Below are 21,620 nucleotides of genomic sequence, written 5' to 3'. Positions count from 1 at the left end.
TGCTAGGGCTTCGCCGGCCCCGTGACAAGGTGGGCGGTGCCAGTTGCGCTGGCCCCGCCGACGCTCAGCCCCGCTGCGGACGGACCCTGGTGACCGGCACGGCGCTGCACGGGTCGTCCGGCCAGGCGTGTTTGGGGTAGCGACCGCGCAACTCCTTGCGGACCTCCGGGTAGCCGCGCGCCCAGAAGCCGGCCAGATCGCGGGTGATCTGGACCGGGCGGCCGGCGGGCGAGAGCAGGTGCAGCATCACCGGGACCCGGCCAGCGCACAGGCTGGGGGTCTCCCGGGTGCCGAACAGTTCCTGGACCGGGACCGGCAGCACCGGTTCCGGACCCGCCAGGTAGTCGAGCCGCCGCCGGTTGCCGGCGGGGGTGGTGAGGGTCTCGGGGGCCAGGGTGTCAAGGCGCGCGCGCTGCCCCCAGTCGAGCATCCCGACGAGGATCTCGGCCAGGCGCAGGGCGCGCACGTCCGCGAGGCTGCGTTTGCCCTGGAGCCAGGGCGCGAGCCAGTCGTCCAGGTCTGCGCACAGGCGCGCATCGCCGAGGTCGGGCCAGCCGCCCGCGGGGTCGTGGGTGCGCAGGAGACCGACCCGCGCCTGGAACTGGCGCGCCGCCGGGTCCCAGGGCAGGGCGCGCTCGAACTGGCGTGCCACCTGTTCCAGGAGCAGGGCCAGGGTCCGCCCCGGGTCCGCCGTGGGCAGCGGCTGGGAGTCAAGGACCAGGGCGCCGAGCCGGGATTCACGGCGCGCCGTCACGCTCTCCCGGGTCGCGTCCCAGGCCAGCGCCTCGGTGGTCTGGATACGCTCGGCCAGGGTGCCGCGCAACTCGGCCTCGCTGATCGGCAGGGCGAGTTGGATGCGGGCATCGGGGCCGCGGGCGTCCAGTTCCGCCGCTACCAGGTAGGGGTGGACCGCCAGGGCATCGTCGCGCGGCAGTTCGGCACCGGTGCCCCCGGCCAGCAGATAGCGCGACCCGGCGGCGCCCCGGCGTTGGCAGACCCGGTCGGGATAGGCGAGCGCGAGCAGGGCGCCGGCCTCCAGCGGGGCCGGGTCGGTGTCCGTCGCCGCCGCGCGCCCGGCCCGCTCCGGGTCCGGTACCAGCCGGCGGCTCAGTCGGTCGGCGGTGATGAGGCGCCCACGTTCCATGTCGCGCCCGGCACGGCCCTCCCGGAAGGCCGCCAGGGCGCCCAGACGCAGGCCCAGGTCCGCCGGGCGCCCCGCCCCGGGGGCGCCGGTCCAGCCGTCGCGCTCGGCCAGCAGGGCCGCGAGATCCGCGGCGCGGCGTGCCTCCCGGCCGGGCCGGGCGGCGCACAGCATCCGCCCCAGGCGCGGGTGCAGGGGCAGTTCCGCCAACCGGCGCCCGCGCGGGGTGATGGCCCCGGAGGGGTCCAGCGCCCCCAGGTCGCGGAGCAGGTCGACCGCCTGGAGCCAGGCGGGGGCGGGCGGCGGGTCCAGCCAGCACAGGGCGGCGGGGTCGCGCAGGCCCCACAGGGCCAGATCCAGGGCCAGGGGCGCCAGGTCCGCGTCCAGGATCTCGGCGCGTCGGTGCGGGGCGCGGCCGACCTCCTGGGCGCGCGTCCACAGCCGGTAGCAGACGCCGGGGCCGAGCCGCCCGGCGCGCCCGGCGCGCTGCTCGGCGGACGCGAGCGGGATCGGCTCGGTCACCAGGCGCGTGAGCCCGGAGCCGGCGTGAAAGCGGGGCTTGCGCGCGAGCCCGCCGTCGATGACCGTAGTCACCCCCTCGATGGTGACGCTGGTCTCGGCGATATCGGTGGCGAGCACTACCCGGCGGCCGGACCCCGGCCCGGGGACCAGGGCGCGTTGTTGTTCCGCCACCGTCAGCGATCCATGCAGCGGCAGCACCGCGATCCCCTCGTCCAGGGTGCCGGCCAGACGGGCGCGCACCCGCTCGATCTCCCCGGCGCCGGGCAGGAAGGCGAGCAGGTCGCCGGGCTGGTCGCGCAGCGCCTCGCGGACCGTCTGTTCCATGGCGGCCAGCGGGTCGCGCGGCGGGACCTCCAGATAGCGTACCGCCACCGGGAAGCTGCGCCCTGCGGCGCTGATGACCGGGGCCGCGCCCAGCAGGCGGGCGACGGCGTCCGCCTCCAGGGTGGCGGACATGACGAGGAGACGGAGATCCGGGCGCAGGGCCGCGGCCAGGTCGAGCGCCAGCGCGAGCCCCAGGTCCGCCTGGAGGCTCCGTTCGTGGAATTCGTCGAAGATCAGGAGCCCGACGCCTGCGAGTTCGGGATCGGACTGGAGCCGACGGGTGAGGATGCCCTCGGTCAGGACCTGGATGCGGGTGCCGGCCCCGATCCGCCGCTCGAAGCGGACCTGGTAGCCGACCGTTTCCCCGACGGTTTCGCCCAGCAGGTCGGCCATGCGGGCGGCGGCCATGCGGGCGGCCGGGCGCCGCGGTTCCAGCATGAGGATGGTGCCGCCCGCAAGCCAAGGGGCGTCGCGCAGCAGCAGCGGGACCCTCGTGGTCTTGCCGGAGCCGGGCGGGGCGGTGAGGACCGCGTGGCCTTGGGCCAAGGCGGTCGCCAGTAGCGGCAGGGCGCCGTCGACCGGCAGCGGCGCCCCGAGGTCGCTCGGGCTCAGGACGCGGCCGGCGCCTCGGTCTCGCCTTCAGCGACCGGCTCCGGGACCGGCTTGGGCCGCGGCTGCGTGATCAGGGCCTCGGCCAACAGGATCTTGGTCTTGTCACCGGCCTTGACCCACTGCTTCTTGGCCTTGACCGCGTAGCGGCCGGACTTTTTCTGGTAGATGGTGTATTCGGCGGTCTGTTTGATCTGCTGCATAGTGGATTCAGTGGTTAGCGCTTAGGGTCCGCTACGCGGACCAGAAACCTCTCGTCAAGCAAGAGGGTCGAGGTGATGACCAGGCCCGATCAGTCCGGGTCCCGGTCGCCGGCCTTCGGCAGCACCTTTGGTGCGTCCGGGTCGCGTTGGATCTCGATCCGGAATTGCGCGACCAGGGCCGCCATGGCGCCCAGGGCCGCGAGCACCGGCGCCATGAGCGTCAGCAGCCCGGCGACCCCGAGACCGACATTGAGCGGGATCTCCACGAGCGACTCGCCGGTCGGCCGACGCACCACCAGCCGGCGTACGCTGCCCTGTTGGATCAGTGCCTTGACCTTGTCCACCAGGTCGCTCCCGGCGACGGTGATCTCCTCGGTCAGTGGTCGTTGGTCCTTGTCGAACATGGGGGCTCGCCTGCGGTGGTGGATCGAAGAGCGGAACTGTAACCCCGCAAAGGGCATTTGTCACGCCAGGGCGCCAAGCTCGCCAAGGGTTTTCAGTGCCTTATCGGCGTCGGGCGATTTACCCGGCGGGTGATCCGGATCTTGGATCTACCCTGCTGTATTTCTTGGCGGGCTTGGCGCCTTGGCGTGGGCAACTGCCGGATTTCTGTAAACGCTTCGTTGTCGTTGTCGTTGTCGTAATCGAGGTTATCGTAGCGTCCCGCATTCTCTCGCACCCGAAAGTGCATCGCTTTTCCGAACTACGACAACGACAACGACGCTGCGGGCAGCGACCTAAGCGCTCAGGGTCCCACCAAGGTGGGGCCGGATCAGCTCGAGCATGGACTGGTGGATCTTGAGGTTGCCGGCCACCAGGTTGCAGGTGTCGAAATAGCGGCTGCCGCCGGCCAGGTCGGTGACGGTGCCGCCGGCCTCGGTGACCAGCAGGGCGCCGGCGGCGAAGTCCCAGGGGCTCAGACCCAATTCCCAGAAGCCGTCGGTGCGCCCGGCGGCGACCCAGGCGAGATCCAAGGCGGCGGAGCCGGGGCGGCGCAGCCCGGCGGTATTGAGTGTCATGTCCTTGAACATGGCGAGGTAGGCGTCGATGTGGCGCTGGTCGCGGAAGGGAAAGCCGGTACCGATCAGGGCGCCCTCCAGCGAGGGGCGGGTGGCGACGCGCAGGCGCCGGTCGTTGAGTTGGGCGCCTTCGCCGCGGGCGGCGGTGAAGAGTTCCTCGCGCAGGGGATCGTAGACGACCGCGCACTCGAGCTGGCCGCGGTGGCGCTGGGCGATGGAGACCGCGAACTGGGGGAAACCGTGGAGATAGTTGGTGGTACCGTCCAGGGGGTCGATAATCCACTCGAAGTCGCCTTGACCCTGGGCGCCGCTCTCCTCGGCGAGGATGGCGTGGCTGGGGAAGCGGGCGCGCAGTTCCTGGATGATGGCCTGCTCGGCGCCGCGGTCCACTTCGCTCACGAAGTCGTTGCGGCCCTTGGTCTGGGCCTTGATTTGGTCGACCCGCTCGTAGTAGCGCAGCAGCACCTTGGCGGCGGCACGGGCGGCACGGATGGCAATGTTCAGTGTTGGGTTCATGTCCGATACCATACCCTAAGGGGTGCGCCTGGCAAAGATCGACAGTGGACGATATTCTTGAACGACCTTGGACCCCCATGACCGAACCAACCATCACACCGCCGCTTCCGCCCCCCCTCGCACCCCTGGCCCGGATCCGCTTTGTGCTGGTGGGGACCACCCATACCGGCAACCTGGGCGCGTCCGCCCGGGCCATGAAGACCATGGGCCTGACGCGCCTGGAACTGGCGAGCCCCCGCTCGCCGCCGGATGCGCAGGCGTTGGCGCGCGCCGCCGGGGCGGATGACCTGCTCCAGCGCGCCGGGGTCCACGCGAGTCTGGCGGGGGCACTCACCGGGTGTCGGCTGGTGATCGGTGCCAGCGCCCGGCTGCGCTCGCTTCCCTGGCCCCTGCTGGAGCCGCCGGCGGCGGCCCGGTTGCTGCTCGCGGAGGCGGCGCTGGGGGACGTGGCCCTGGTCTTCGGGCGGGAGAACTCCGGCCTGGCCAACGAGGAGCTTGCCTGTTGCAATTCACTGGTGCACATCCCGACCGACCCCGGATTCAGCTCGCTGAATCTGGCCGCCGCCGTGCAGGTGCTCGCCTACGAGGTGCGCCGGGCCTGGCGGGAGGGACAGGGGGTCGCGCTGGTCGATGAGCCGCGGGCGGTTGCGACCGCCGAGGCCCTGGACGGTTTCCACGCCCACCTGGCGCAGACCCTGACGGAGATCGGCTTCGCGACCCCGGGCCAGTCCGCCCGGCTCCTGATGCGGCTGCGGCGCCTGTTCAACCGGGCGCGGCCCGATCGGGTGGAACTCAACATCCTGCGCGGCATCCTGAGCGCCGTCCAGGGACGCAAGCGGGCTGGGCGTACGAGCGCGGTGCCGCCCGGGCCGACGGATGAAACCAAGATGCAATCCCATGTTTGACCGGCTGCGAGAGGATATCGCGAGCGTCTTCGAGCGCGACCCGGCAGCGCGGACCCGCTTCGAGGTCCTGACCACCTACCCCGGGCTGCATGCGGTGCTGGTCCACCGGCTGACCCACTGGTTGTGGCTGCGCAAGCTCAAGTGGCTGGCGCGGGTGCTGTCGAACGTGGCGCGCCTCTTTACCGGCATCGAGATCCACCCCGGGGCGGACCTCGGGCGGCGTCTTTTCATCGACCACGGCATGGGCGTGGTGATCGGGGAGACCGCCGTCATCGGTGACGACTGCACCCTCTACCACGGTGTGACCCTGGGCGGCACCAGTTGGCAGAAGGGCAAGCGCCACCCGAGCCTGGGCCGCGACGTGGTGGTGGGGGCCGGGGCCAAGGTGCTGGGCCCGATCGTCATCGGCGACGGGGCGCGGATCGGCTCCAACGCGGTGGTGGTCAAGACCGTGCCCCCGGGGGCTACCGTGGTGGGTATCCCCGGCCGCGTGATCGAGTGCGAGCGCGACGCCGAGCGGCGGCGCCGGGCCGACACCGCGGCGCGGATCGGCTTCGACGCCTATGGGGCGACCCTGGACGCCCCCGACCCGGTGGCCAACGCCATCAACCGTATGCTCGACCACATCCACCACATGGACCAGCGCCTGGAGGCCATGTCCCGCGCCCTGGAGGCGCGGGGCATCATGGAGCACTTCGACCACGACGCGGACCTGGATGGGGGCGTGATCGACTCCCCGGCGGCGCTTGGCGGTTCGGACGGCCAGCCGGGCGCCCCCACCCCGCGGACGTCCAGTCGAACCCCCGGACCCTGAACCCCGAACCCCGAACCCCGAACCCCCGGATCAAGAGCCCGCGGAGTAACTGAGGCATTAATTGATCAACGCGCTTGGGTAAAGTACCATAGTGGCGTAAACCCCTACCCGGGAAGGCGTTGAGCATGAGAGGGTCCACATGAGACTGACCACGAAAGGGCGTTACGCGGTGACCGCGATGCTGGATCTGGCCCTCAACCAGGGCAAGGGACCGACCGCCCTCGCCGACATCGCCCAACGCCAGGGGATCTCGCTGTCCTATCTGGAGCAACTGTTTGCCAAACTGCGCCGCCGCGCCCTGGTCACCAGCGTGCGGGGCCCCGGCGGCGGCTACAACCTGGGGCGCGCGGCCAGCGACATCCCGGTGGCCGAGGTCATCGCCGCGGTGGATGAGACCGTAGACACCACCCGCTGCGGCGGGGCGGGCGATTGCCAGGATGGGCGCCCCTGTCTGACCCACGAACTGTGGCGTGACCTGAGCGATCGCATCCAGGACTACTTGCAAAGTGTCACGCTCCAGCAACTCGTCGAGCGGCGCGACAGTGCGGCCGTGCGGGGGGTTGCGTGCAGCGCCATCGACATCAAGCTGGACCTCGTTCCAAGCGGGGTCCCCAACGGGACGGCCGCGGCCCGCGCCTGACCCCTCACCGACCCAATCCTGATCCCCGTCGCCGCCCCTAACGGCTCTTCGCCCCCACCACTGCACCGGTCGCACGGCGGCGCGCCGGGTGCGGGTCCCAAGCCCCACAGCCGCTGCCGCGATGGTGCGGAGTCCCTCATGAAGTTACCGATTTATATGGATTATTCCGCCACCACCCCGGTCGACCCGCGGGTGGCTGCGCGCCTGTGCGCCTGTCTGACGCCCGATGGCATCTTCGGCAACCCGGCGTCGCGCTCCCACGCCTTCGGTTGGGCCGCCGAGGAGGCCGTGGAGGAGGCGCGCCGCCAGGTGGCCGAACTGGTCAACGCGGACCCGCGCGAGATCGCCTGGACCTCCGGTGCCACCGAGTCCGACAATTTGGCGATCAAGGGCGCCGCCCATTTCTCCGCGCCGCGCGGTCGGCACCTGGTCACCGTCAAGACCGAACACAAGGCGGTGCTCGATACCTGCCGCCAACTGGAGCGGGAAGGGTTCGAGGTCACCTATCTGGACCCGGAACCGAACGGCCTGCTCGACCTCAAGCGGCTCGCCGCGGCCTTGCGGCCCGACACCACCCTGGTTTCGGTCATGCATGTGAACAACGAGATCGGCGTCATCCAGGACATCGCCGCCATCGGTGAACTGACCAGGGCGCGCGGCGTCCTGTTCCATGTCGATGCCGCCCAGAGCACCGGCAAGGTCCCCATCGATCTCGCGACCATGCCGGTGGACCTGATGTCCTTCTCGGCCCACAAGACCTATGGGCCCAAGGGCGTCGGTGCACTCTATGTCCGGCGCAAGCCGCGGGTGCGGATCGAGGCGCAGCTGCACGGTGGCGGCCACGAACGGGGGCTGCGCTCCGGCACCCTGCCCACCCACCAGATCGTCGGCATGGGTGAGGCCTTCCGCATCGCCCGTCTGGAGATGGCGCAGGAGCACGCGCGGGTGCTGGCCTTGCGCCAACGTCTCTGGAACGGACTCAAGGACATGGAGCAGGTCTTCCTGAACGGCGACGAGGAGCGGCGGGTGGCCGGCAACCTCAACGTCAGCTTCGCCCATGTGGAGGGCGAGTCATTGATCATGGCCCTGAAGGACCTGGCCGTGTCCTCCGGGTCCGCCTGCACCTCCGCCAGCCTGGAGCCGAGCTATGTCCTGCGGGCCATCGGCCGGGAGGACGAACTGGCCCATAGTTCCATCCGCTTCACGCTGGGGCGCTTCTCCACCGCGCCGGAGATCGACTACGCCATCGATAAGATCCGCACCCAGGTGGAGCGCCTGCGCGCACTCTCGCCCCTGTGGGACCTGTACCGGGACGGGGTCGACTTGCGTTCGGTGCAGTGGGTGGGGCATTAGGAACCGTGCACTGCCAGGCTAAACAAGTCCACAAGGAAACGCCTTTGGCGTCGTTGTCGTTGTCGTTGTCGTAATCGAGGTTACGATGCGATTGAGGATTTTCTCGTACCTGCACAAACACGATGGATTGACACGATGGATTGTATGAATTCACAAGATCATGAAATAGAAACGTCCATGAAGACATGTGTTTAGTATAAGGATGACTCACAAGCGCATCGGTTGATGCACTTGCCTCTTCGTTTCGCTGTCCGAGCTTTTCAGGCATCGCAACGATTCGTTGACAACGACAACGACAACGACAACGACAGCGATTGCATTCGTTGGCTATTCTGGTTCTTTCTGACTCGTTACTTAATTTTAACTGCCGGGGCAAAAACGCGATGGCTTACAGTGACAAGGTTCTGGACCACTATGAGAACCCGCGTAACGTGGGTACCTTCGATAAGGATGACCCGAGCGTCGGTACCGGCATGGTGGGTGCGCCGGCGTGCGGGGACGTGATGCGCCTGCAGATCAGGGTCAACGCGGAGGGCGTGATCGAGGACGCCCGCTTCAAGACCTACGGCTGCGGTTCGGCCATCGCCTCCAGCAGCCTGCTCACCGAGTGGGTCAAGGGCAAGACCTTGGCGCAGGCGCGCCAGATCAAGAATCAGGAGATTGCGGACGAACTCGCCCTGCCGCCGGTCAAGGTCCACTGCTCGGTGCTGGCGGAGGATGCGATCAAGGCCGCGATCAATGACTACGCGGCCAAGCGCAAGCCCGGCTAGGCCGGCGCTGCCTGGTGCGGCACTCGACTCGGCGGCCTGGAGTGACGGGTTGTTGCCAGCGCGTGCCCATTGGGCCTAGGATCGCACCCAACGGGCGTTGCCACCGACCGCGTTGTCGCCCACCGGATCGCTGACCCCTGGAGATTCTCCCATGGCCATCTCACTGACACCGGCCGCCGCCGCTTACGTCGCCCGGTTCCTCGCCAACCGGGGCAAGGGGTTGGGCGTGCGTCTGGGGGTGCATGCCTCCGGCTGTTCCGGTATGGCCTAGGTACTGTGGTGAATCCTGCCGTGCTGGACTTCTCCAAGAATTATTTCGAGCTGTTCGACCTGCCCCTGGGCTTCACGGTGGACGCCAAGCGCCTGGCGGAGCGTTACCGTGCCCTCCAGGCGGTGACCCATCCCGACCGTTTCGCCGTGGCGGCGGAGGATGAGAAACGTCTGTCGCTTGAGGCCTCGACCCAGGTCAACGAGGCCTATCGAACCCTCAAGGACCCCCTGGCCCGGGCCAAGTACCTGCTGGAGCTGCATACCGGCGACCCCGGGACGGACAGCGAGACCAGCAAGGACGGGGCCTTCCTGATGGAACAGATGGAGTTGCGTGAGACCCTGGCCGAGGCGCAGACCAGCCCCAATCCCCGTGCGGCAGTGGCCACGGTGCTGACCCACCTGGCGGAGCAGAGTGTGGCCCTCGACAAGGAACTGGCGGGGCTCTTCGCCGCACCCTCTCCCGCCAGCCTGGACGCCGCCCGGGAACTGGTGCGCAAGCTCCAGTTCCTCGACAAGTGCCGTCGGGACGCCGAAGAACTGGACGCAGCGATCGAAGGTCACTACTGATCTGCGTCAGCGCGCAATGTTCCAACCTCAGACCAACCGCGTACCCCCGCACCACCGTGCGACCGTACTTCCGTACTAACGTACTAACGCACTTCCACCCTTCCGTACTTCCGCCGAGACCCGATGCCCCTGTTACAGATTGCTGAACCCGTTCAGTCGGCCGCCCCCCATGAGCACCGGCTGGCCGCGGGCATCGATCTGGGGACCACCAATTCGCTGGTCGCCGTGGTGCGCAGCGGGCTCGCGCAGACCCTCCCGGACGCGCAGGGCCGACACTTGCTGCCCTCGGTGGTCCGCTTCTGTGCGACGGCCCCGCCGCTTGTGGGTCAGGCGGCCCGAGACGCTGCGGGCGATGACCCGCTCAACACCATTGCCTCGGCCAAGCGACTGATCGGGCGAGGTATTGCCGATGTGCAGCGATTGGGTGGGCGGCTGCCCTATCGTTTCATCGAGACCGACACGGCGCTCCTGTGCATCCATACGGCGGGCGGCGACCTGACCCCGGTGGAGGTCTCGGCAGAGATCTTGAAGACCCTGGCCCAACGCGCCGAGGACTGCCTGGGCGGACCCCTGGTCGGGGTCGTGATCACGGTGCCGGCCTATTTCGATGATGCGCAGCGTCAGGCCACCAAGGACGCCGCGACCCTGGCCGGGCTGCCGGTCTTGCGGCTCTTGAGTGAACCCACCGCCGCGGCCCTGGCCTATGGCCTGGACCAGGGGGCCGCGGGGGTCCACGCGGTCTATGACTTGGGCGGGGGTACCTTCGATATCTCCATCCTGCGCCTGACGGGCGGGGTGTTCGAGGTCCTGGCGACGGGGGGGGACTCCGCGCTCGGGGGGGACGACCTCGACCGGGCGGTGGCCAACTGGGTGCTGGCACAGGCGGGAATCGGCGACGATGCGGTCCCTGGGGCCGACCCGGCGCCGGACTCCCGACTGGACACCCGACTGGATCAGCGCACCCTGCGGCGGCTCCTGCAGACTGCCGCCGCCGCCAAGGAGCGGCTCAGCACCGCCCCCAGCGCGGACCTGCGGATCGAGCTGCCGGACGGCCGCCACTGGGCCGGGACCCTGGAGCGTGCGACCTTCGAGGCCCTGGTCGAGCCCCTGATCGCCCGCTCGCTCGCCGCCTGCCGCCGGGCGCTGCGCGACGCCCGGGTGACGGCGGCGCAGGTCGACGCGGTGGTCCTGGTGGGCGGCTCTACCCGGGTGCCGTTGGTGCGGGCGCGGGTGGCGGCGCTGTTTGGCCGCGAGCCCTTGAGCGACATCGACCCGGACCGGGTGGTCGCGCTGGGTGCCGCGCTGCAGGCCGAGGCGCTGGTCGGCAATCGCACGGGCGATGACCTGTTGCTCCTGGACGTGATCCCACTCTCGCTGGGGATCGAGACCATGGGCGGGCTGGTAGAGCGGCTGATCCCGCGCAATACCACGATCCCGGTCGCCCGCGCCCAGGACTTCACCACCTTCAAGGACGGTCAGACCGCCATGGCGATCCATGTGCTCCAGGGCGAGCGCGACCTGGTGGCCGACTGTCGATCGCTGGCGCGCTTCGAGCTGCGCGGCATTCCGCCCATGGTGGCCGGGGCGGCGCGGATCCGCGTCACCTTCGCGATCGACGCCGACGGACTCCTGCGGGTCAGTGCCGACGAGTTGACCACCGGGGTCGCCGCCCGGGTGGAGGTCAGGCCGTCCTATGGCCTGAGCGATGCGCAGATCGAGTCGATGCTGAGCGATTTCCGCAGTCATGCGCAGGAGGACCAGATGGCGCGGCGCCTGCGCGAAGAGCGGGTGGCGGGCGAGCGCGTCGCTGAGTCCCTGCGCGCCGCGCTCGCCCGGGACGGCGACGCGCTCCTGGCCGCGGACGAGCGCGCCCGGGTGGACGCGGCCCTGGCCCATCTCCAGGGCACGCTGGGGCGCCCCGACGCCTTCGTCATCCGCCAAGCGGTCCGGGCCCTGGAGCGCACCTGCGCCGGCTATGTGGAGCGGCGCATGAACCGCAGCATCCAGGGCGCCATGGCCGGGTGCCGACTCGCTGAATTCGACCCCGATGCGAAGGAAATCTAATGCCGCAACTGACCTTTTTGCCCCATCAAACCCTCTGCCCCCGGGGCGCCTCGATCACGGCGCAGCCCGGGATCAGCATCTGTGACGCCGCGCTGGCCCACGGGATCGAGATCGAACATGCCTGTGACCGCTCCTGCGCCTGCACCACCTGCCATGTGATCCTGCGCGCGGGCGGCGACTCGCTCGCGCCCCCCGATGATCTGGAGGAGGATCTCCTGGACCGGGCCTGGGGGCTGGAAGCCGAGTCGCGTTTGAGTTGCCAGGCCCTGGTGGGCGAGGCCGATCTCGTGATCGAGATCCCGCGCTACACCATTAACATGGTGTCGGAGCGGCGTTAAGGCCCGGGTGTTCGGCGTGGTGCCGGTTGTGGGCAAATAGACAGGATTAACAGGATTCTGCAGGATTAACAGGATGACCCCACGGGCCGTTCAATTTTTTATGAGTTATCCTGTAAATCCTGTTCAATGTTCATCAGTCACGAACGGCCCTGTCGGGAGGCAATCAGGAGAAGACCTATGGCACTGAAGTGGACCGATACCCGGGAACTCGCCATCGCCCTGGAGGCGACGCACCCGCACCGCGACCCGCGCTATCTCAACTTCGTGGACCTGCGCACCTGGGTCGAGTCGCTCGCCGACTTTGCGGACGCGCGTGAGCGGTGCGGCGAGAAGGTGCTGGAGGCCATCCAACTGGCCTGGATCGAGGAGCGAGAATAGGCCTGACTTGGGCTTGGTCGTGGTGGCGGCCGGGCGCACGGTCCGCACAGCGGACCCTACTTAAGCCCGTAGGGTCCGCTGTGCGGACCCGCGACCCGACCGGGTGCGGGAGCAGGACCGCTCGCCGGTCGGGTCAGGGTTTCAGCACTGCTCCCAGGGCAGCCCGCGGAAGCGCCAGCCGCCCTTGGTACTGCGGTGGTGGTGCTCGTCCAGATCGCCCTCGAAGCCCTCGTCCACATGGTGAACCGCCCGCAGCCCGTCCTTGAGCAGGGCGCGGCCGGCCTCCAGCGAGCGCTTGCCGCTGCGGCAGATCAGGATCACCGGGGCGCAGGGACTGTCGGGCTCGCACACGGCGCCGCCCAAGAGGACCTTGCGGATCTCGGTCGTGAAATGGGGGTTGACGACCCAGTCCGGCTCGTCGATCCAAGGTACGTGTACCGCCCCCTTGGGGTGGCCCACGAACAGAAATTCCATGGAGGAGCGGATGTCCACCAGGACTGCCTGGGGCTGCTCTTGCAGCATCCGGTGGGCCTCATCGGGGGTCAGGGCGCTCGGGTGATCGTCACTCACTTGGGGGTACCTCGATTGGTGGTCGTTATCATGCGGCGTCGGTCGCGCCCGGGGCCCGCGGCGCGGGACCGACAGTGTAGCAAGTGGGCGCGGCCGTCGGCCGCGACAAGAACAACAATAGGAGCGGCGCCGGTGGCGAAAAAAAAACTGAGCGGTTGGCGGCGCCTGCGGGTCGCGGTGACGAATCGCATCGCGCGCGCCCTGGTGCAACTGGTCGCACGCCTGCCGCTCCCGGTGCTCCACCGCCTGGGTCACGTCGTCGGCTGGGCCTTCATCCACTGGCCCAACCGCCAACGGCGCAACGCCCTGATCAACCTGCGCTTGTGTTTTCCGCACCTGGAGATCCCCGAGTTGATCCGGCTGCGTGACCGCAATCTGGTCGAATTCGGCAAGACCTATCTGGAGATCGGCTACCTGTGGCAGCGCCCGCTCGATCAGGTGCACGCCCTGGTGCGGGAGGTGCGCGGGGCCGAATTCCTGCAACGCCCCCCCGGGCGGGGCCTGATTGTCCTGTCCCCCCACCTGGGGGCCTGGGAACTGGCCGGCCTGCACCTGGCGCGCCAGGGACCCACGGCGATTTTCTACAAGCCCCAGCGCTATCTCGACGACCTGATCCTGACCGCGCGGCGGCGCTGCGGCGCGCAATTGGCGCCCATCACCGCCCGCGGCATCCGTGTCCTGGTCCAGGCCCTGGAGCGGGGCGACTACGTCGGCGTGTTGCCCGACCAGGAGCCCAAGGAGGACAAGGGGGCCGTCTTCGCCCCCTTGTTCGGAATCCCTGCTTATACTATGCTACTTGTCAACAGGCTTGCGCGGCGCACCGGCGCACCGGTGATTTTCATGTTTGCAGAGCGGCTGCCGGACGCGGCGGGGTTTCGGATGCACTGCATTCCAGCGCCGGACGGCATCGACAGCGCGGACGACTTGGTCGCGGCGACCGCCTTGAATCGTGGCATAGCGCAGTGTGTAAGTATCTGTCCGGAGCAGTATGTATGGCCCTACAAGCGCTTCCGGCGTCGGCCCAAGGGCCTGCGCGGCGTCTATTCCGGTCCGCTGGCGGACGCACGCGTCCTCGCACTCCTCGACTCCCTGGCCCCGCGGGCGGGAGCCAGCGTTGCGGCGGTCGGCGGTTCTACCCCAGAGGGCTGAACTGCATGGGCCATCGGCTCGGCTCGGCTCGGTCAGGCGCTGTCAGCTTTTTTTACACTCGGCCCGCCGGGCCTTTGTGCAATAACTAAAAGTAATATAAAATACAGTAATGTACCATGTCGCCCATTAGTTGGTACGGGTTTTGCGATCATCGCTTGGGATACCCCAAGCAGGCAGCCGTTGTCTGCGCCAAGAAGCCGTTTCAAGTCTTTCAGGAGTTCAGGATCATGCCCCGCCCATCGGTGATCGCCCTCAGCCTGGTCTTGGGATTTCTGGCTGCCGCGCCTGCAGCGGCCGTCACGATGTCCTTTGACCCGGTAACCACCCTCCCGATTGCCGCATTTCCAGCGAATTTTGCCAACCTCAACAATAGCTTTGTGGAACTTACCACCGGCCTGAGTGTTCGGGGCTGGGCCTCGGCCCTGTTCGCCGGACAAGGCTGGGCGCTCCGCCCCGTCGACCCCAACACGGGCGTCGCTTGGGAGCAGCCAGTCGGGTCGCCGACGCCCAACACCACTCTCGCACTGATGGGTCAATACCCGCCCTATCCCGTAGTGCCGCCGCCGCCGTCACCGCCAGTAAATGGCGGTTTGTTTCAGAACGTCAACACCTTCGAGTTTTTGCCCGCGGGCATCGTCGCGCGCATCGGGGGTATGATCAACGATCGATACCAGGGGGTTATCTCTTTCCTGTTTGCTGAGAATGTCAATACCTTCAGTGCGGAGGTCTTGGATGCGGGGGTCCACGAGGGCGACCTCTTGGGCGGGCCCGCCTGGTTCAGTTTTTTTGACCGAAACGGTGCTCAACTGGGGGCAACCATCGAATGGAATAGGGCAGTGGACGGGACCATTACCTTCAAGTCCGACAAGAGCGACATCGCGGGTGTGCAGATATGGGAGCGGGATCCACTCGGATTTGAGTTCAGGAACTCGCTGCGATTCGGTGATACCCCGGAGCCGGCACCGTTGGTGCTGCTCCTGGCCGGACTGGCGGCCTTGGGTCTGATGCGCCGGTCCCGCTCCGGTGAGCCCTGCCGCTGCTCCTTGGTTGGCACCTGAGCGCCAGGCCCCGACGCTCGGCGGGCATGTGCGTGCCTGTATTTCAGCAGCGATTGAGTCCTGGCCGTGTCAGGGTTGATCGCGGTTCTGAATCGCAACGGCCGGGAGCCAGATCCGGGCCTCTTGGGAGAATTGCTCGGGGCGGTGTCGGAGCGTGGCTCGGATAGGCGGTCGATCCACCTGGACGGCCACTTCGGTATCGGCTTCGCCGCTCGCCACACCACACCTGAGGATGCTGCCCACCCGCGGCCCGCTACCGATTCGGCCTCGGGGGCTTGTGCCTTTATGGATGGTCGCTTGGACGATCGCGAGCGGCTCGCCCGATCACTGCCGGGCGCCCGCCCCGAGGACGCGCTTACGGGTTCGGACGCGCAACTTGCCCTGGCGGCCTATCTCGCCCTTGGCCCGGGCTTCGCCGCCCGCCTGCTCGGCGATTTCGCGCTGGTGATCTGGGACCCGCGTGAGCACCGTCTGGTGTGCGTACGCGATGCCTCGGGTATCCGACCGCTGTACTACGCGGCTACCGATGACTGCATCGTCGTCGGCTCCAACCTGAAATCCGTCCTGCTGCACCCGGCGGTGCCGCGCCTCCCCAACCCGGGCATGATTGGCGAGTACCTGGCGTTCGGCTTCTCCAGCCTGGCGGAGACGCTTTACGCCGCGGTGCGAAGGCTGCCGCCCGCCCACCTGCTCCACGTCGATCGTGGACGCCTGTGCATCGAGCCTTACTGGGAACTCGACCCGCATCGCCGTATCCGTTACCGCGACCCGCGTGAGTATACGGAGCAGTTTGGCGAGTTGTTCGGCCGGGCGGTGGCCGACCGTTTGCGCTGCGTCGGTCCCATCGGTGTCGCCCTGAGCGGTGGCCTCGACTCGTCCGCAGTGGCCGGTGTTGCCCAGGGTCTGCTCGATGCCCAGGGGGCTGGGACCCGGCTGCGCTCCTACTCGACGATCTACCCCGGCCAGCGATGCGATGAAAGCCCCTACATCGACGCGGTGGCTGATCGGTGGGGGTTGATTTCCCGTCGCGTCCCCTGGGACGGCTCCGATACTTGTCCCTGGTCCACGCAGGCGTCCACCTATCTCGACCTCCCGGACTACCCCTTTGCAATCGCTGCCTCCGCCCTGTACGCGGGTGCGCGGGCGGATGGCGTGCGCGTGTTGCTGACCGGGGAGGGCGGTGATTTTTGGCAGGACGGGAGCAGGCTGCCCCACCGTCATATGCTCTTGGCGCTACGTCTGCGTGACCTGTTGACCGAAGTGCGGTACGAGACCGGCGATACCGGGCTGGGCAACGCCATCCGCTTGATGACAGCCAGCCTCCTATGGGGCCTGGCGCCCGCTGGGCTCAGAGGGTTGATCGAATCCCGGCGCCCGGTGGTGCCGCTGCCGCCCTACCTGTCACCGGCCTTCGTCCGGGACATCGGGCTTGAACGGCGGCTGCATTGCGCGGACTGTGCCGACCGCTTTCCGGATGCCTCCCAGTGGCAGATCGCCAGGCGCGGACGCGGCGGCACCCTGATGCACTTCTACGAGATGATGGAGCGCACCGCGGTGCGCTGCGGGTTGGAGTTGCGGCATCCCCTGCTCGATCGGCGTCTCATCGAATTCGCCGTGGCGGTGCCCGACTATGTCCGTCGCCGGGGCCGGGTCGACCGGGTCCTGATGCGTCAGGCGATGGAGGAAATTTACCCGGCGGCGGTAAGGGCACGGCTGACCGGGGCGAGCTTCGGCATCGTTTTCGCGCGGGCGCTGAAGCTGCCGGAGGTGCTTAGTGTGCTGGAGTCGCCGCAACTGCTTGCGCGGCCGTGGATCGCGGCCGATCCCTACCGGGCCTTCCTGAAGGTGACTCTCGCAGACTGTGCGGGAGACCGGTTCACAAGCCCCCGTTCGATGTATTTATTGTGGATACTCTTCGCCGTCGAGGTCTGGTGCCGCAACGGTGGCGCCGTGGGCCTGTGACCCGTGCGAGATCGCTCAACCGCGTGCGTTCGTGCTACGCTTTGACCATGACAGAGCCGTATCGAGGAGCCAATCTGATGAACAGTGCCAGCGAAGAGCCCAGGATCGATCCGCGCCAGCCCAGTGGAACCCCCGCCGCTGCCCGCCGTCCTTACGAGTCCCCGCGGCTGTCTGATTGCGGGTCGCTGCGCGAATTGACGAATGGCGGTGGTCACAGCGGTGCTGACTATGGGGTCACATGGGCCAACCATCCCGATACCTGAGGTTCCGGTTGTCGCGAATGTCTCGCCGGTGAATCTCTATTACCGGTTCTGCGATTCGGTCATCGAATGCGACAGGCCGCTCCCGGAACTCATCAGGCTGCCTTCACCCGCGCCTGAGGTACCGCTTTTGGCGGTTCGGTTCGAGGCGCCGCATTCCCTGCCGTGCCTCGGACACGCCGTGAACCTCGAGCCCTGGCCGGACCCGGCCGGCGGCGTCCTTCAGGGATGGGTGGGCGATTGCATACTGATCCGCGTACTTGGCTTGGCCGATTTCTTGGTTCGGCCCGCCGCGGGTGCGGTCGAATGCCATCCGCTATCCGCTGCGAATCCCTCGGACGTGCGGCACTTCTTGCTCAATCAGGTGCTTCCGCGTCTGGTCGGCTATCGTTCACCGTTGGTTCTTCACGCCAGTGCGATACTGACTGATCTTGGTGCGATCGCCCTGGTCGGGCCATCGGGAATCGGCAAGTCCACGCTTGCCGCGAGTTTCGGGACGTGCGGCGAGGCGATCGTGCTGGCGGACGATGCCGTTCGCATCGCCGACGATGGCACAGGGGCCCGGCTGATCGGTGCCTACGGGGCCTATCGTCTGCGCCCGGATTCAGTGGGGGCGTTGCGCTTGTCCGGGAGTCTCGGGCCGCAGCTCAGCCGTGGTAAGTCGATTCTGACCGCGCAACGGGTGCCGGGGACCCGTGAGGCGCGATCGCCATTGGCCGCGGTCTTCATCCTCCAGTCCAGTGCTCCGGGAGGGGCCGCGATTACCGCGTTCCCGATGTCTGGTGTGGCGTCTGTTCTGGCCCTGATCAGCCATGCCTTTTTCCTCGACCCGGGGCAGAAGTCATTGATTCGCCGTCAATTCGAGGCGGTCTCTTTATTGGTCCGCACAGGCTGCAGAGTCTATTTGCTGAATTATCCGCGCCAATTTGGACTCTTACCCCAGGTGCGCGCGAGCATCATCGAAACCTTGCGCGGACTTGCCGCGAGGGGGACGGATCAGGGCCGCTACAGGGTCGATGACGGTGGGTCTGGTCCAGGGGTGCGGCGCCTTCCGGCGACTGTGCCCGTCCGTGGCCAAGGGGAAGAAAACGCCGGGCGACGCCCGGCCGCTCATTGATCGGCTCACCATTGACCTCAAGCCAGGCGTGCGCCGCGAGACCCGCGGGGTCGCGACTGACTCCGATCTGGAGTCGGCTGTCGATGCCATCGTGGCGCAGCCAGGCCCACAGGGTCAAGGATTGAGCCAAACAGGTCGGGTGATCCGGTAAGAGCCGGGACGCCGCGGCTACCGCCCAGGTCAGGTCCGCGATGTGGTCTGTATCGTGCTCTGTGTCGCGCCGCGCCCGGTTGCGTACCTGCCGACTCCGGAGCGCGGCCTGGGCGCGGGCGAGCCCCTGCAGCCTTAGGCGCAGGCTCGCCAGCGCCAGCATCGGCAGTGCCCGTATCAGCAACCAGCGGCGCTTTGCAGGCACCCGCAAGAGGCGCCGTGCGGCGTCAATCAGCCGCATTTTCCGCGGGCACAGCAACCGTGATCAGCCCGGTTGTCGTCAGGTCCGAAAGCAGGGTCGCGAGGTCCCGTGTCAGGACCTCCGGCTCCACTGCATACTCGGCCAGGATGCATGCATGGATCTCGGTGACTGACAGCCCCCGGCCGAGCAAGGACCAGACGCGTGTTCCCACGTCGTTGAGACTGTAATAGCGCTCCCCGGCAAGGTCGAGGAGCACGGTCTCGCCATGGACCTCCTGGTACAAAACCTGCTCGGAGATGCGCAGCGGATCATCGAATGAAACGGTCAATGGACACACTCCTTCATCTCAAATCACTCTTGGCCCCGCTGAAGGCGGGTCGAGGGTCTCTCGCGGTCGAGGCCGCGACTCTGGGGCTTGTGGGCCCGTCCGACGCCCAAGGCCTGGCACCGCTGTGGTTCGACCAGCTATCCGGGGTGGAACCCGCAACCGCAAACGCCGCCCGATTGCGCCACGCCCTGTGGCCGCTCCGCCAGGCCGCGGCGGCCAATTACCTGCTACAGCGTCGCACCGCGCAACGGGTTTGCCAATGCCTCACCCAGGCCCAGGTCCCTTTTGCCCTGTTCAAGGGTTTCGCGACCCGGGAGCGCCTGTACCCGGACCCTTCGGTCCGTCCGGCGGTCGATCTCGACGTGCTGGTCGCGCCTGCCTTTCGTGACGCCGCGATCGGCGCACTGACGGCACGCAAGCTAAGGTTTCATGGGGAAAACGCTACCATCAGCCATGAGGCCGTCCTGCGCGACGGGCATGTGAGTGTCGACCTGCATTGGGGCCTCTTGCGCCCCGGGCGCAGCCGATTTGAATTGGCCCCCATGCTGCTGGATACCATACGACTTAACGGGGAGTTCCCGGTGCTCAGCGATGATGCCAACCTCTTGGTAATGCTGGTCCATCCCGCATTCACCAAACACGTCAATGGTCGCACCGCCCGGCTGATCCGAGTCGTCGATCTTGACCGGATGCTCCGCACCACGGCGCCCGACTGGGACTGGATTCTATCCCTGATCGATGCGGCGGGTCTGCGCACGGCGGCATGGGCAGTGCTCCACTGGCAGCGTACCCTCATGGACACCCCACTCGATCCGTTTGTGGTCAGTTACTTGGAGCCGGGTCCACGCAAGCGCCGTTACCTCGCCTATTGGCTCGAACACCAGTTACCCGCCCGACTTGGGTCGATTCCGGGGCTGGTCCAAGGGGCCTTTACTTTGGCGCTGCATGAGCGGCCCGCGGATGCGGGTCGCGCCATTGCACGACTCGTGCGGGCGCGGTGGGAGTCGGGGTCGCGCCTGAAACACCTGCAACGCCTCAGCCGGACCCTGGACTGAATCGCAAACTCAGGTCGCGTGACCTTCCCCCAGGCGGTCCGCCAGGATGCTCGACAGCCCCAGGCTTGCCAACACAAACCCCAGAAACAGATAGAACCCCGGTACCAGGCTGGTGCCGTTGGTGGTCAGTACCTCGACCGCCGTGCTCGCCTGGCGCAGGGCGCTGAGCTCACTGCCGACCAGGCCGCTGAAGCCAATATAGGACATGAAGATGGCGATCACCAGCACGTCGGCCATGGACCATTTGCCGGAGCGCAGCGCGAAGAAGCGCACCGCGGGAGCGCGACGCAGGCCCCGGTAGTCGAAGCAATAGAGCCAGGTCGCGAGGACCTTGAGGGCAGGGAAGACAACGCTGAAGACGACGATCAGCACCGCCACCAGGATCAGGTCCGCGGTCCCGGTGCGCATCAGGATGGAGGCCACGTCGAAGATGCTCTTGCTCTGGAAATACAGCACCTGATTGGTGAAGGTCACCGGTTCACCCAGGAGTTCGATCGTGAGCCCCGCGATCCGCGCGTCGATCTCGATCATGGGCGTCAGGAGGCCCCCGGCCAGCAGGATGAGCGTCGCGCCGGTGAGCAGGACGAGCCGGAACTGATCGAATCCCGGGGGCGGGGCGCCGGCCGCCGCCCGCGCCCGGGGGGCGAGACAGAGGCCGAACAGGACCCCGACCAGGGCGAAGACGCCAAGCACCTGTTGCAGAATCGGCCGGCGGGCAGCGGCGACCTGGGCCTCAAGGCTCTGATTGCAGGCGGCCAGGTCGGCACAACCATGGGCGGCCATCAGGGCCGCGAGGCGGGAGCGGTCGGTCTTGGCGAAGCCGGCGGCGGCCGTGTTCTGCATGAAGGCCAGGAGTTGCGCCTTGATCTCCCGCTTGGCCTCGGGTTTGGACAGTTCCTCGACGACGCGCTGCGCGTACTCCGGCACCTTGGCGCGCAGGCGGTCGAAGTCGATCAGGAGATCCTGCAGCCCCTGTTGCACCAGCCCCTTGAGTTGGTCGACCACGGACCCGCCGCTGTCGAGGTTGTGACGGCGCAGGGACCGCTCCACCTCCACTAGCAGGGTATTCAGTACCCGCTCGACCGCCTGTTTGATCTGGGGCCGGTTGCTCTCGGTCAGTTCAAAGCCATTGATACGCCGCTCGAGCACCGCGGCGATGCGCCCCAGCCATTGATCCGCGTCGAGCAGGCCGTAACGGACATGGTTGATCTCGCCTAAGTCGGTCTTGAGCGCCTTGACCCGATTGAGGTCAATGATCAGGTGCACCGTCAGCGCCAGGGCCGCGGTGAACAGCAGTAGGGCGAGGGCGCGGCGAAGGATCAGTGCGCCGGACATC

General features: G+C 67.7%; 22 protein-coding genes and 2 pseudogenes. 16 read left to right on the top strand and 8 right to left on the bottom strand.

All coding sequences use genetic code 11. From position 1 onward, the window contains the following. Positions 1 to 64: 64 nt before the first annotated feature. The 4 genes from hrpB to THSYN_RS26595 all read right to left on the bottom strand — a co-directional run bounded on the left by hrpB (position 65) and on the right by THSYN_RS26595 (position 4,334). On the bottom strand, positions 65 to 2,533 hold the full coding sequence (gene hrpB, locus THSYN_RS26610) for an ATP-dependent helicase HrpB (protein ID WP_236848709.1): 2,469 nt from the start codon (positions 2,531 to 2,533) through the stop codon (positions 65 to 67). Positions 2,534 to 2,595: 62 nt separating this feature from the next. Further along, the gene (locus THSYN_RS26605; protein WP_100921789.1) at positions 2,596 to 2,799 is read right to left on the bottom strand and encodes a hypothetical protein; all 204 of its coding nucleotides are present in this window, start codon (positions 2,797 to 2,799) and stop codon (positions 2,596 to 2,598) included. Positions 2,800 to 2,888: 89 nt separating this feature from the next. Then, complete coding sequence (locus THSYN_RS26600; protein WP_100921788.1) at positions 2,889 to 3,203, bottom strand: DUF4342 domain-containing protein; 315 nt, start codon at positions 3,201 to 3,203, stop codon at positions 2,889 to 2,891. A 333-nt stretch (positions 3,204 to 3,536) separates the two neighbouring features. After that, positions 3,537 to 4,334, bottom strand: coding sequence for an inositol monophosphatase family protein (locus THSYN_RS26595; RefSeq protein ID WP_100921787.1), 798 nt, complete (start codon positions 4,332 to 4,334; stop codon positions 3,537 to 3,539). A gap of 77 nt (positions 4,335 to 4,411) precedes the next feature. Here THSYN_RS26595 and THSYN_RS26590 point away from each other — a divergent pair, with 77 nt between their 5' ends. The 10 genes and pseudogenes from THSYN_RS26590 to iscX all read left to right on the top strand — a co-directional run bounded on the left by THSYN_RS26590 (position 4,412) and on the right by iscX (position 12,433). Next, positions 4,412 to 5,239, top strand: coding sequence for an RNA methyltransferase (locus tag THSYN_RS26590; protein ID WP_100921786.1), 828 nt, complete (start codon positions 4,412 to 4,414; stop codon positions 5,237 to 5,239). Next, positions 5,232 to 6,053 carry a serine O-acetyltransferase gene (gene cysE, locus THSYN_RS26585; protein WP_100921785.1) on the top strand — a complete coding sequence of 274 codons (822 nt, stop codon included), beginning with the start codon at positions 5,232 to 5,234 and terminating at the stop codon, positions 6,051 to 6,053. Before THSYN_RS26590 ends, cysE begins: the two co-directional genes overlap by 8 nt. Before the next feature lie 139 nt (positions 6,054 to 6,192). Then, positions 6,193 to 6,693 carry a Fe-S cluster assembly transcriptional regulator IscR gene (iscR, locus tag THSYN_RS26580; RefSeq protein WP_100921784.1) on the top strand — a complete coding sequence of 167 codons (501 nt, stop codon included), beginning with the start codon at positions 6,193 to 6,195 and terminating at the stop codon, positions 6,691 to 6,693. 138 nt (positions 6,694 to 6,831) lie between these two features. Next, positions 6,832 to 8,046, top strand: coding sequence for an IscS subfamily cysteine desulfurase (locus tag THSYN_RS26575; protein ID WP_100921783.1), 1,215 nt, complete (start codon positions 6,832 to 6,834; stop codon positions 8,044 to 8,046). A gap of 383 nt (positions 8,047 to 8,429) precedes the next feature. After that, the gene (iscU, locus tag THSYN_RS26570; RefSeq protein ID WP_100921782.1) at positions 8,430 to 8,816 is read left to right on the top strand and encodes a Fe-S cluster assembly scaffold IscU; all 387 of its coding nucleotides are present in this window, start codon (positions 8,430 to 8,432) and stop codon (positions 8,814 to 8,816) included. Between the two features lie 151 nt (positions 8,817 to 8,967). Beyond that, positions 8,968 to 9,084 (top strand): annotated as a pseudogene (locus tag THSYN_RS36270) (iron-sulfur cluster assembly accessory protein); the annotation flags it as partial. Between the two features lie 11 nt (positions 9,085 to 9,095). Beyond that, on the top strand, positions 9,096 to 9,653 hold the full coding sequence (gene hscB / locus THSYN_RS26560) for a Fe-S protein assembly co-chaperone HscB (protein WP_236848708.1): 558 nt from the start codon (positions 9,096 to 9,098) through the stop codon (positions 9,651 to 9,653). Positions 9,654 to 9,776: 123 nt separating this feature from the next. Continuing rightward, positions 9,777 to 11,717 (top strand): Fe-S protein assembly chaperone HscA, encoded by a 1,941-nt coding sequence (gene hscA, locus THSYN_RS26555; RefSeq protein ID WP_100921780.1) that lies wholly within the window; start codon positions 9,777 to 9,779, stop codon positions 11,715 to 11,717. Further along, the gene (gene fdx, locus THSYN_RS26550; protein WP_100921779.1) at positions 11,717 to 12,055 is read left to right on the top strand and encodes an ISC system 2Fe-2S type ferredoxin; all 339 of its coding nucleotides are present in this window, start codon (positions 11,717 to 11,719) and stop codon (positions 12,053 to 12,055) included. The genes hscA and fdx overlap by 1 nt, the downstream gene beginning before the upstream one ends. A gap of 183 nt (positions 12,056 to 12,238) precedes the next feature. Beyond that, positions 12,239 to 12,433, top strand: coding sequence for a Fe-S cluster assembly protein IscX (gene iscX, locus THSYN_RS26545; protein ID WP_418219952.1), 195 nt, complete (start codon positions 12,239 to 12,241; stop codon positions 12,431 to 12,433). A 141-nt stretch (positions 12,434 to 12,574) separates the two neighbouring features. Here the strand turns inward: iscX and THSYN_RS26540 are convergent, their stop codons facing one another. Continuing rightward, positions 12,575 to 12,955, bottom strand: coding sequence for a rhodanese-like domain-containing protein (locus tag THSYN_RS26540; protein ID WP_418219951.1), 381 nt, complete (start codon positions 12,953 to 12,955; stop codon positions 12,575 to 12,577). A 180-nt stretch (positions 12,956 to 13,135) separates the two neighbouring features. Here THSYN_RS26540 and THSYN_RS26535 point away from each other — a divergent pair, with 180 nt between their 5' ends. From THSYN_RS26535 to THSYN_RS36265, 5 genes are all read left to right on the top strand, one after another. Continuing rightward, the gene (locus tag THSYN_RS26535) at positions 13,136 to 14,152 is read left to right on the top strand and encodes a lysophospholipid acyltransferase family protein (protein ID WP_236848707.1); all 1,017 of its coding nucleotides are present in this window, start codon (positions 13,136 to 13,138) and stop codon (positions 14,150 to 14,152) included. A gap of 155 nt (positions 14,153 to 14,307) precedes the next feature. Then, positions 14,308 to 15,210, top strand: a complete 903-nt coding sequence (locus THSYN_RS26530) for a PEP-CTERM sorting domain-containing protein (RefSeq protein WP_157817953.1) — start codon at positions 14,308 to 14,310, stop codon at positions 15,208 to 15,210. A 66-nt stretch (positions 15,211 to 15,276) separates the two neighbouring features. Further along, a complete protein-coding gene (locus THSYN_RS26525) occupies positions 15,277 to 17,172 on the top strand; it encodes an asparagine synthase-related protein (RefSeq protein WP_100921774.1) in 1,896 nt (631 codons plus the stop codon). A gap of 47 nt (positions 17,173 to 17,219) precedes the next feature. Beyond that, positions 17,220 to 17,435: a lasso RiPP family leader peptide-containing protein gene (locus THSYN_RS37465; protein ID WP_418219950.1), complete on the top strand. Its 216-nt coding sequence runs from the start codon at positions 17,220 to 17,222 to the stop codon at positions 17,433 to 17,435. A gap of 28 nt (positions 17,436 to 17,463) precedes the next feature. Further along, complete coding sequence (locus tag THSYN_RS36265) at positions 17,464 to 18,549, top strand: hypothetical protein (RefSeq protein WP_236848706.1); 1,086 nt, start codon at positions 17,464 to 17,466, stop codon at positions 18,547 to 18,549. A 19-nt stretch (positions 18,550 to 18,568) separates the two neighbouring features. Here THSYN_RS36265 and THSYN_RS37460 read toward each other — a convergent pair. Beyond that, positions 18,569 to 18,862, bottom strand: a pseudogene (locus THSYN_RS37460) (lasso peptide biosynthesis B2 protein); the annotation flags it as partial. Between the two features lie 64 nt (positions 18,863 to 18,926). Then, positions 18,927 to 19,229: a PqqD family protein gene (locus tag THSYN_RS26515; protein WP_157817950.1), complete on the bottom strand. Its 303-nt coding sequence runs from the start codon at positions 19,227 to 19,229 to the stop codon at positions 18,927 to 18,929. Here THSYN_RS26515 and THSYN_RS26510 point away from each other — a divergent pair. Next, positions 19,229 to 20,284: a nucleotidyltransferase family protein gene (locus THSYN_RS26510; protein ID WP_157817949.1), complete on the top strand. Its 1,056-nt coding sequence runs from the start codon at positions 19,229 to 19,231 to the stop codon at positions 20,282 to 20,284. The two genes, THSYN_RS26515 and THSYN_RS26510, sit on opposite strands and share 1 nt — an antisense overlap. A 9-nt stretch (positions 20,285 to 20,293) precedes the next feature. Here the strand turns inward: THSYN_RS26510 and THSYN_RS26505 are convergent, their stop codons facing one another. Further along, the gene (locus THSYN_RS26505; protein WP_100921771.1) at positions 20,294 to 21,619 is read right to left on the bottom strand and encodes a paraquat-inducible protein A; all 1,326 of its coding nucleotides are present in this window, start codon (positions 21,617 to 21,619) and stop codon (positions 20,294 to 20,296) included. Position 21,620 lies beyond the last annotated feature (1 nt).

This window comes from Candidatus Thiodictyon syntrophicum (assembly GCF_002813775.1).
In the GTDB taxonomy this organism is placed as follows: Bacteria; Pseudomonadota; Gammaproteobacteria; order Chromatiales; family Chromatiaceae; genus Thiodictyon; species Thiodictyon syntrophicum.
This window is presented reverse-complemented; position numbering and strand designations above follow the sequence as displayed.

Excerpts from the sequence above, each read along its gene's own strand:
- THSYN_RS26605 (WP_100921789.1), bottom strand. The coding sequence starts at position 2,799 with ATGCAGCAGATCAAACAGACCGCCGAATACACCATCTACCAGAAAAAG.
- THSYN_RS26600 (WP_100921788.1), bottom strand. The coding sequence starts at position 3,203 with ATGTTCGACAAGGACCAACGACCACTGACCGAGGAGATCACCGTCGCC.
- THSYN_RS26595 (WP_100921787.1), bottom strand. The coding sequence starts at position 4,334 with ATGAACCCAACACTGAACATTGCCATCCGTGCCGCCCGTGCCGCCGCC.
- THSYN_RS26590 (WP_100921786.1), top strand. The coding sequence starts at position 4,412 with ATGACCGAACCAACCATCACACCGCCGCTTCCGCCCCCCCTCGCACCC.
- cysE (WP_100921785.1), top strand. The coding sequence starts at position 5,232 with ATGTTTGACCGGCTGCGAGAGGATATCGCGAGCGTCTTCGAGCGCGAC.
- iscR (WP_100921784.1), top strand. The coding sequence starts at position 6,193 with ATGAGACTGACCACGAAAGGGCGTTACGCGGTGACCGCGATGCTGGAT.
- THSYN_RS26575 (WP_100921783.1), top strand. The coding sequence starts at position 6,832 with ATGAAGTTACCGATTTATATGGATTATTCCGCCACCACCCCGGTCGAC.
- iscU (WP_100921782.1), top strand. The coding sequence starts at position 8,430 with ATGGCTTACAGTGACAAGGTTCTGGACCACTATGAGAACCCGCGTAAC.
- hscA (WP_100921780.1), top strand. The coding sequence starts at position 9,777 with ATGCCCCTGTTACAGATTGCTGAACCCGTTCAGTCGGCCGCCCCCCAT.
- fdx (WP_100921779.1), top strand. The coding sequence starts at position 11,717 with ATGCCGCAACTGACCTTTTTGCCCCATCAAACCCTCTGCCCCCGGGGC.
- THSYN_RS26540 (WP_418219951.1), bottom strand. The coding sequence starts at position 12,955 with ATGCTGCAAGAGCAGCCCCAGGCAGTCCTGGTGGACATCCGCTCCTCC.
- THSYN_RS37465 (WP_418219950.1), top strand. The coding sequence starts at position 17,220 with ATGACAGAGCCGTATCGAGGAGCCAATCTGATGAACAGTGCCAGCGAA.
- THSYN_RS26510 (WP_157817949.1), top strand. The coding sequence starts at position 19,229 with ATGGACACACTCCTTCATCTCAAATCACTCTTGGCCCCGCTGAAGGCG.
- THSYN_RS26505 (WP_100921771.1), bottom strand. The coding sequence starts at position 21,619 with ATGTCCGGCGCACTGATCCTTCGCCGCGCCCTCGCCCTACTGCTGTTC.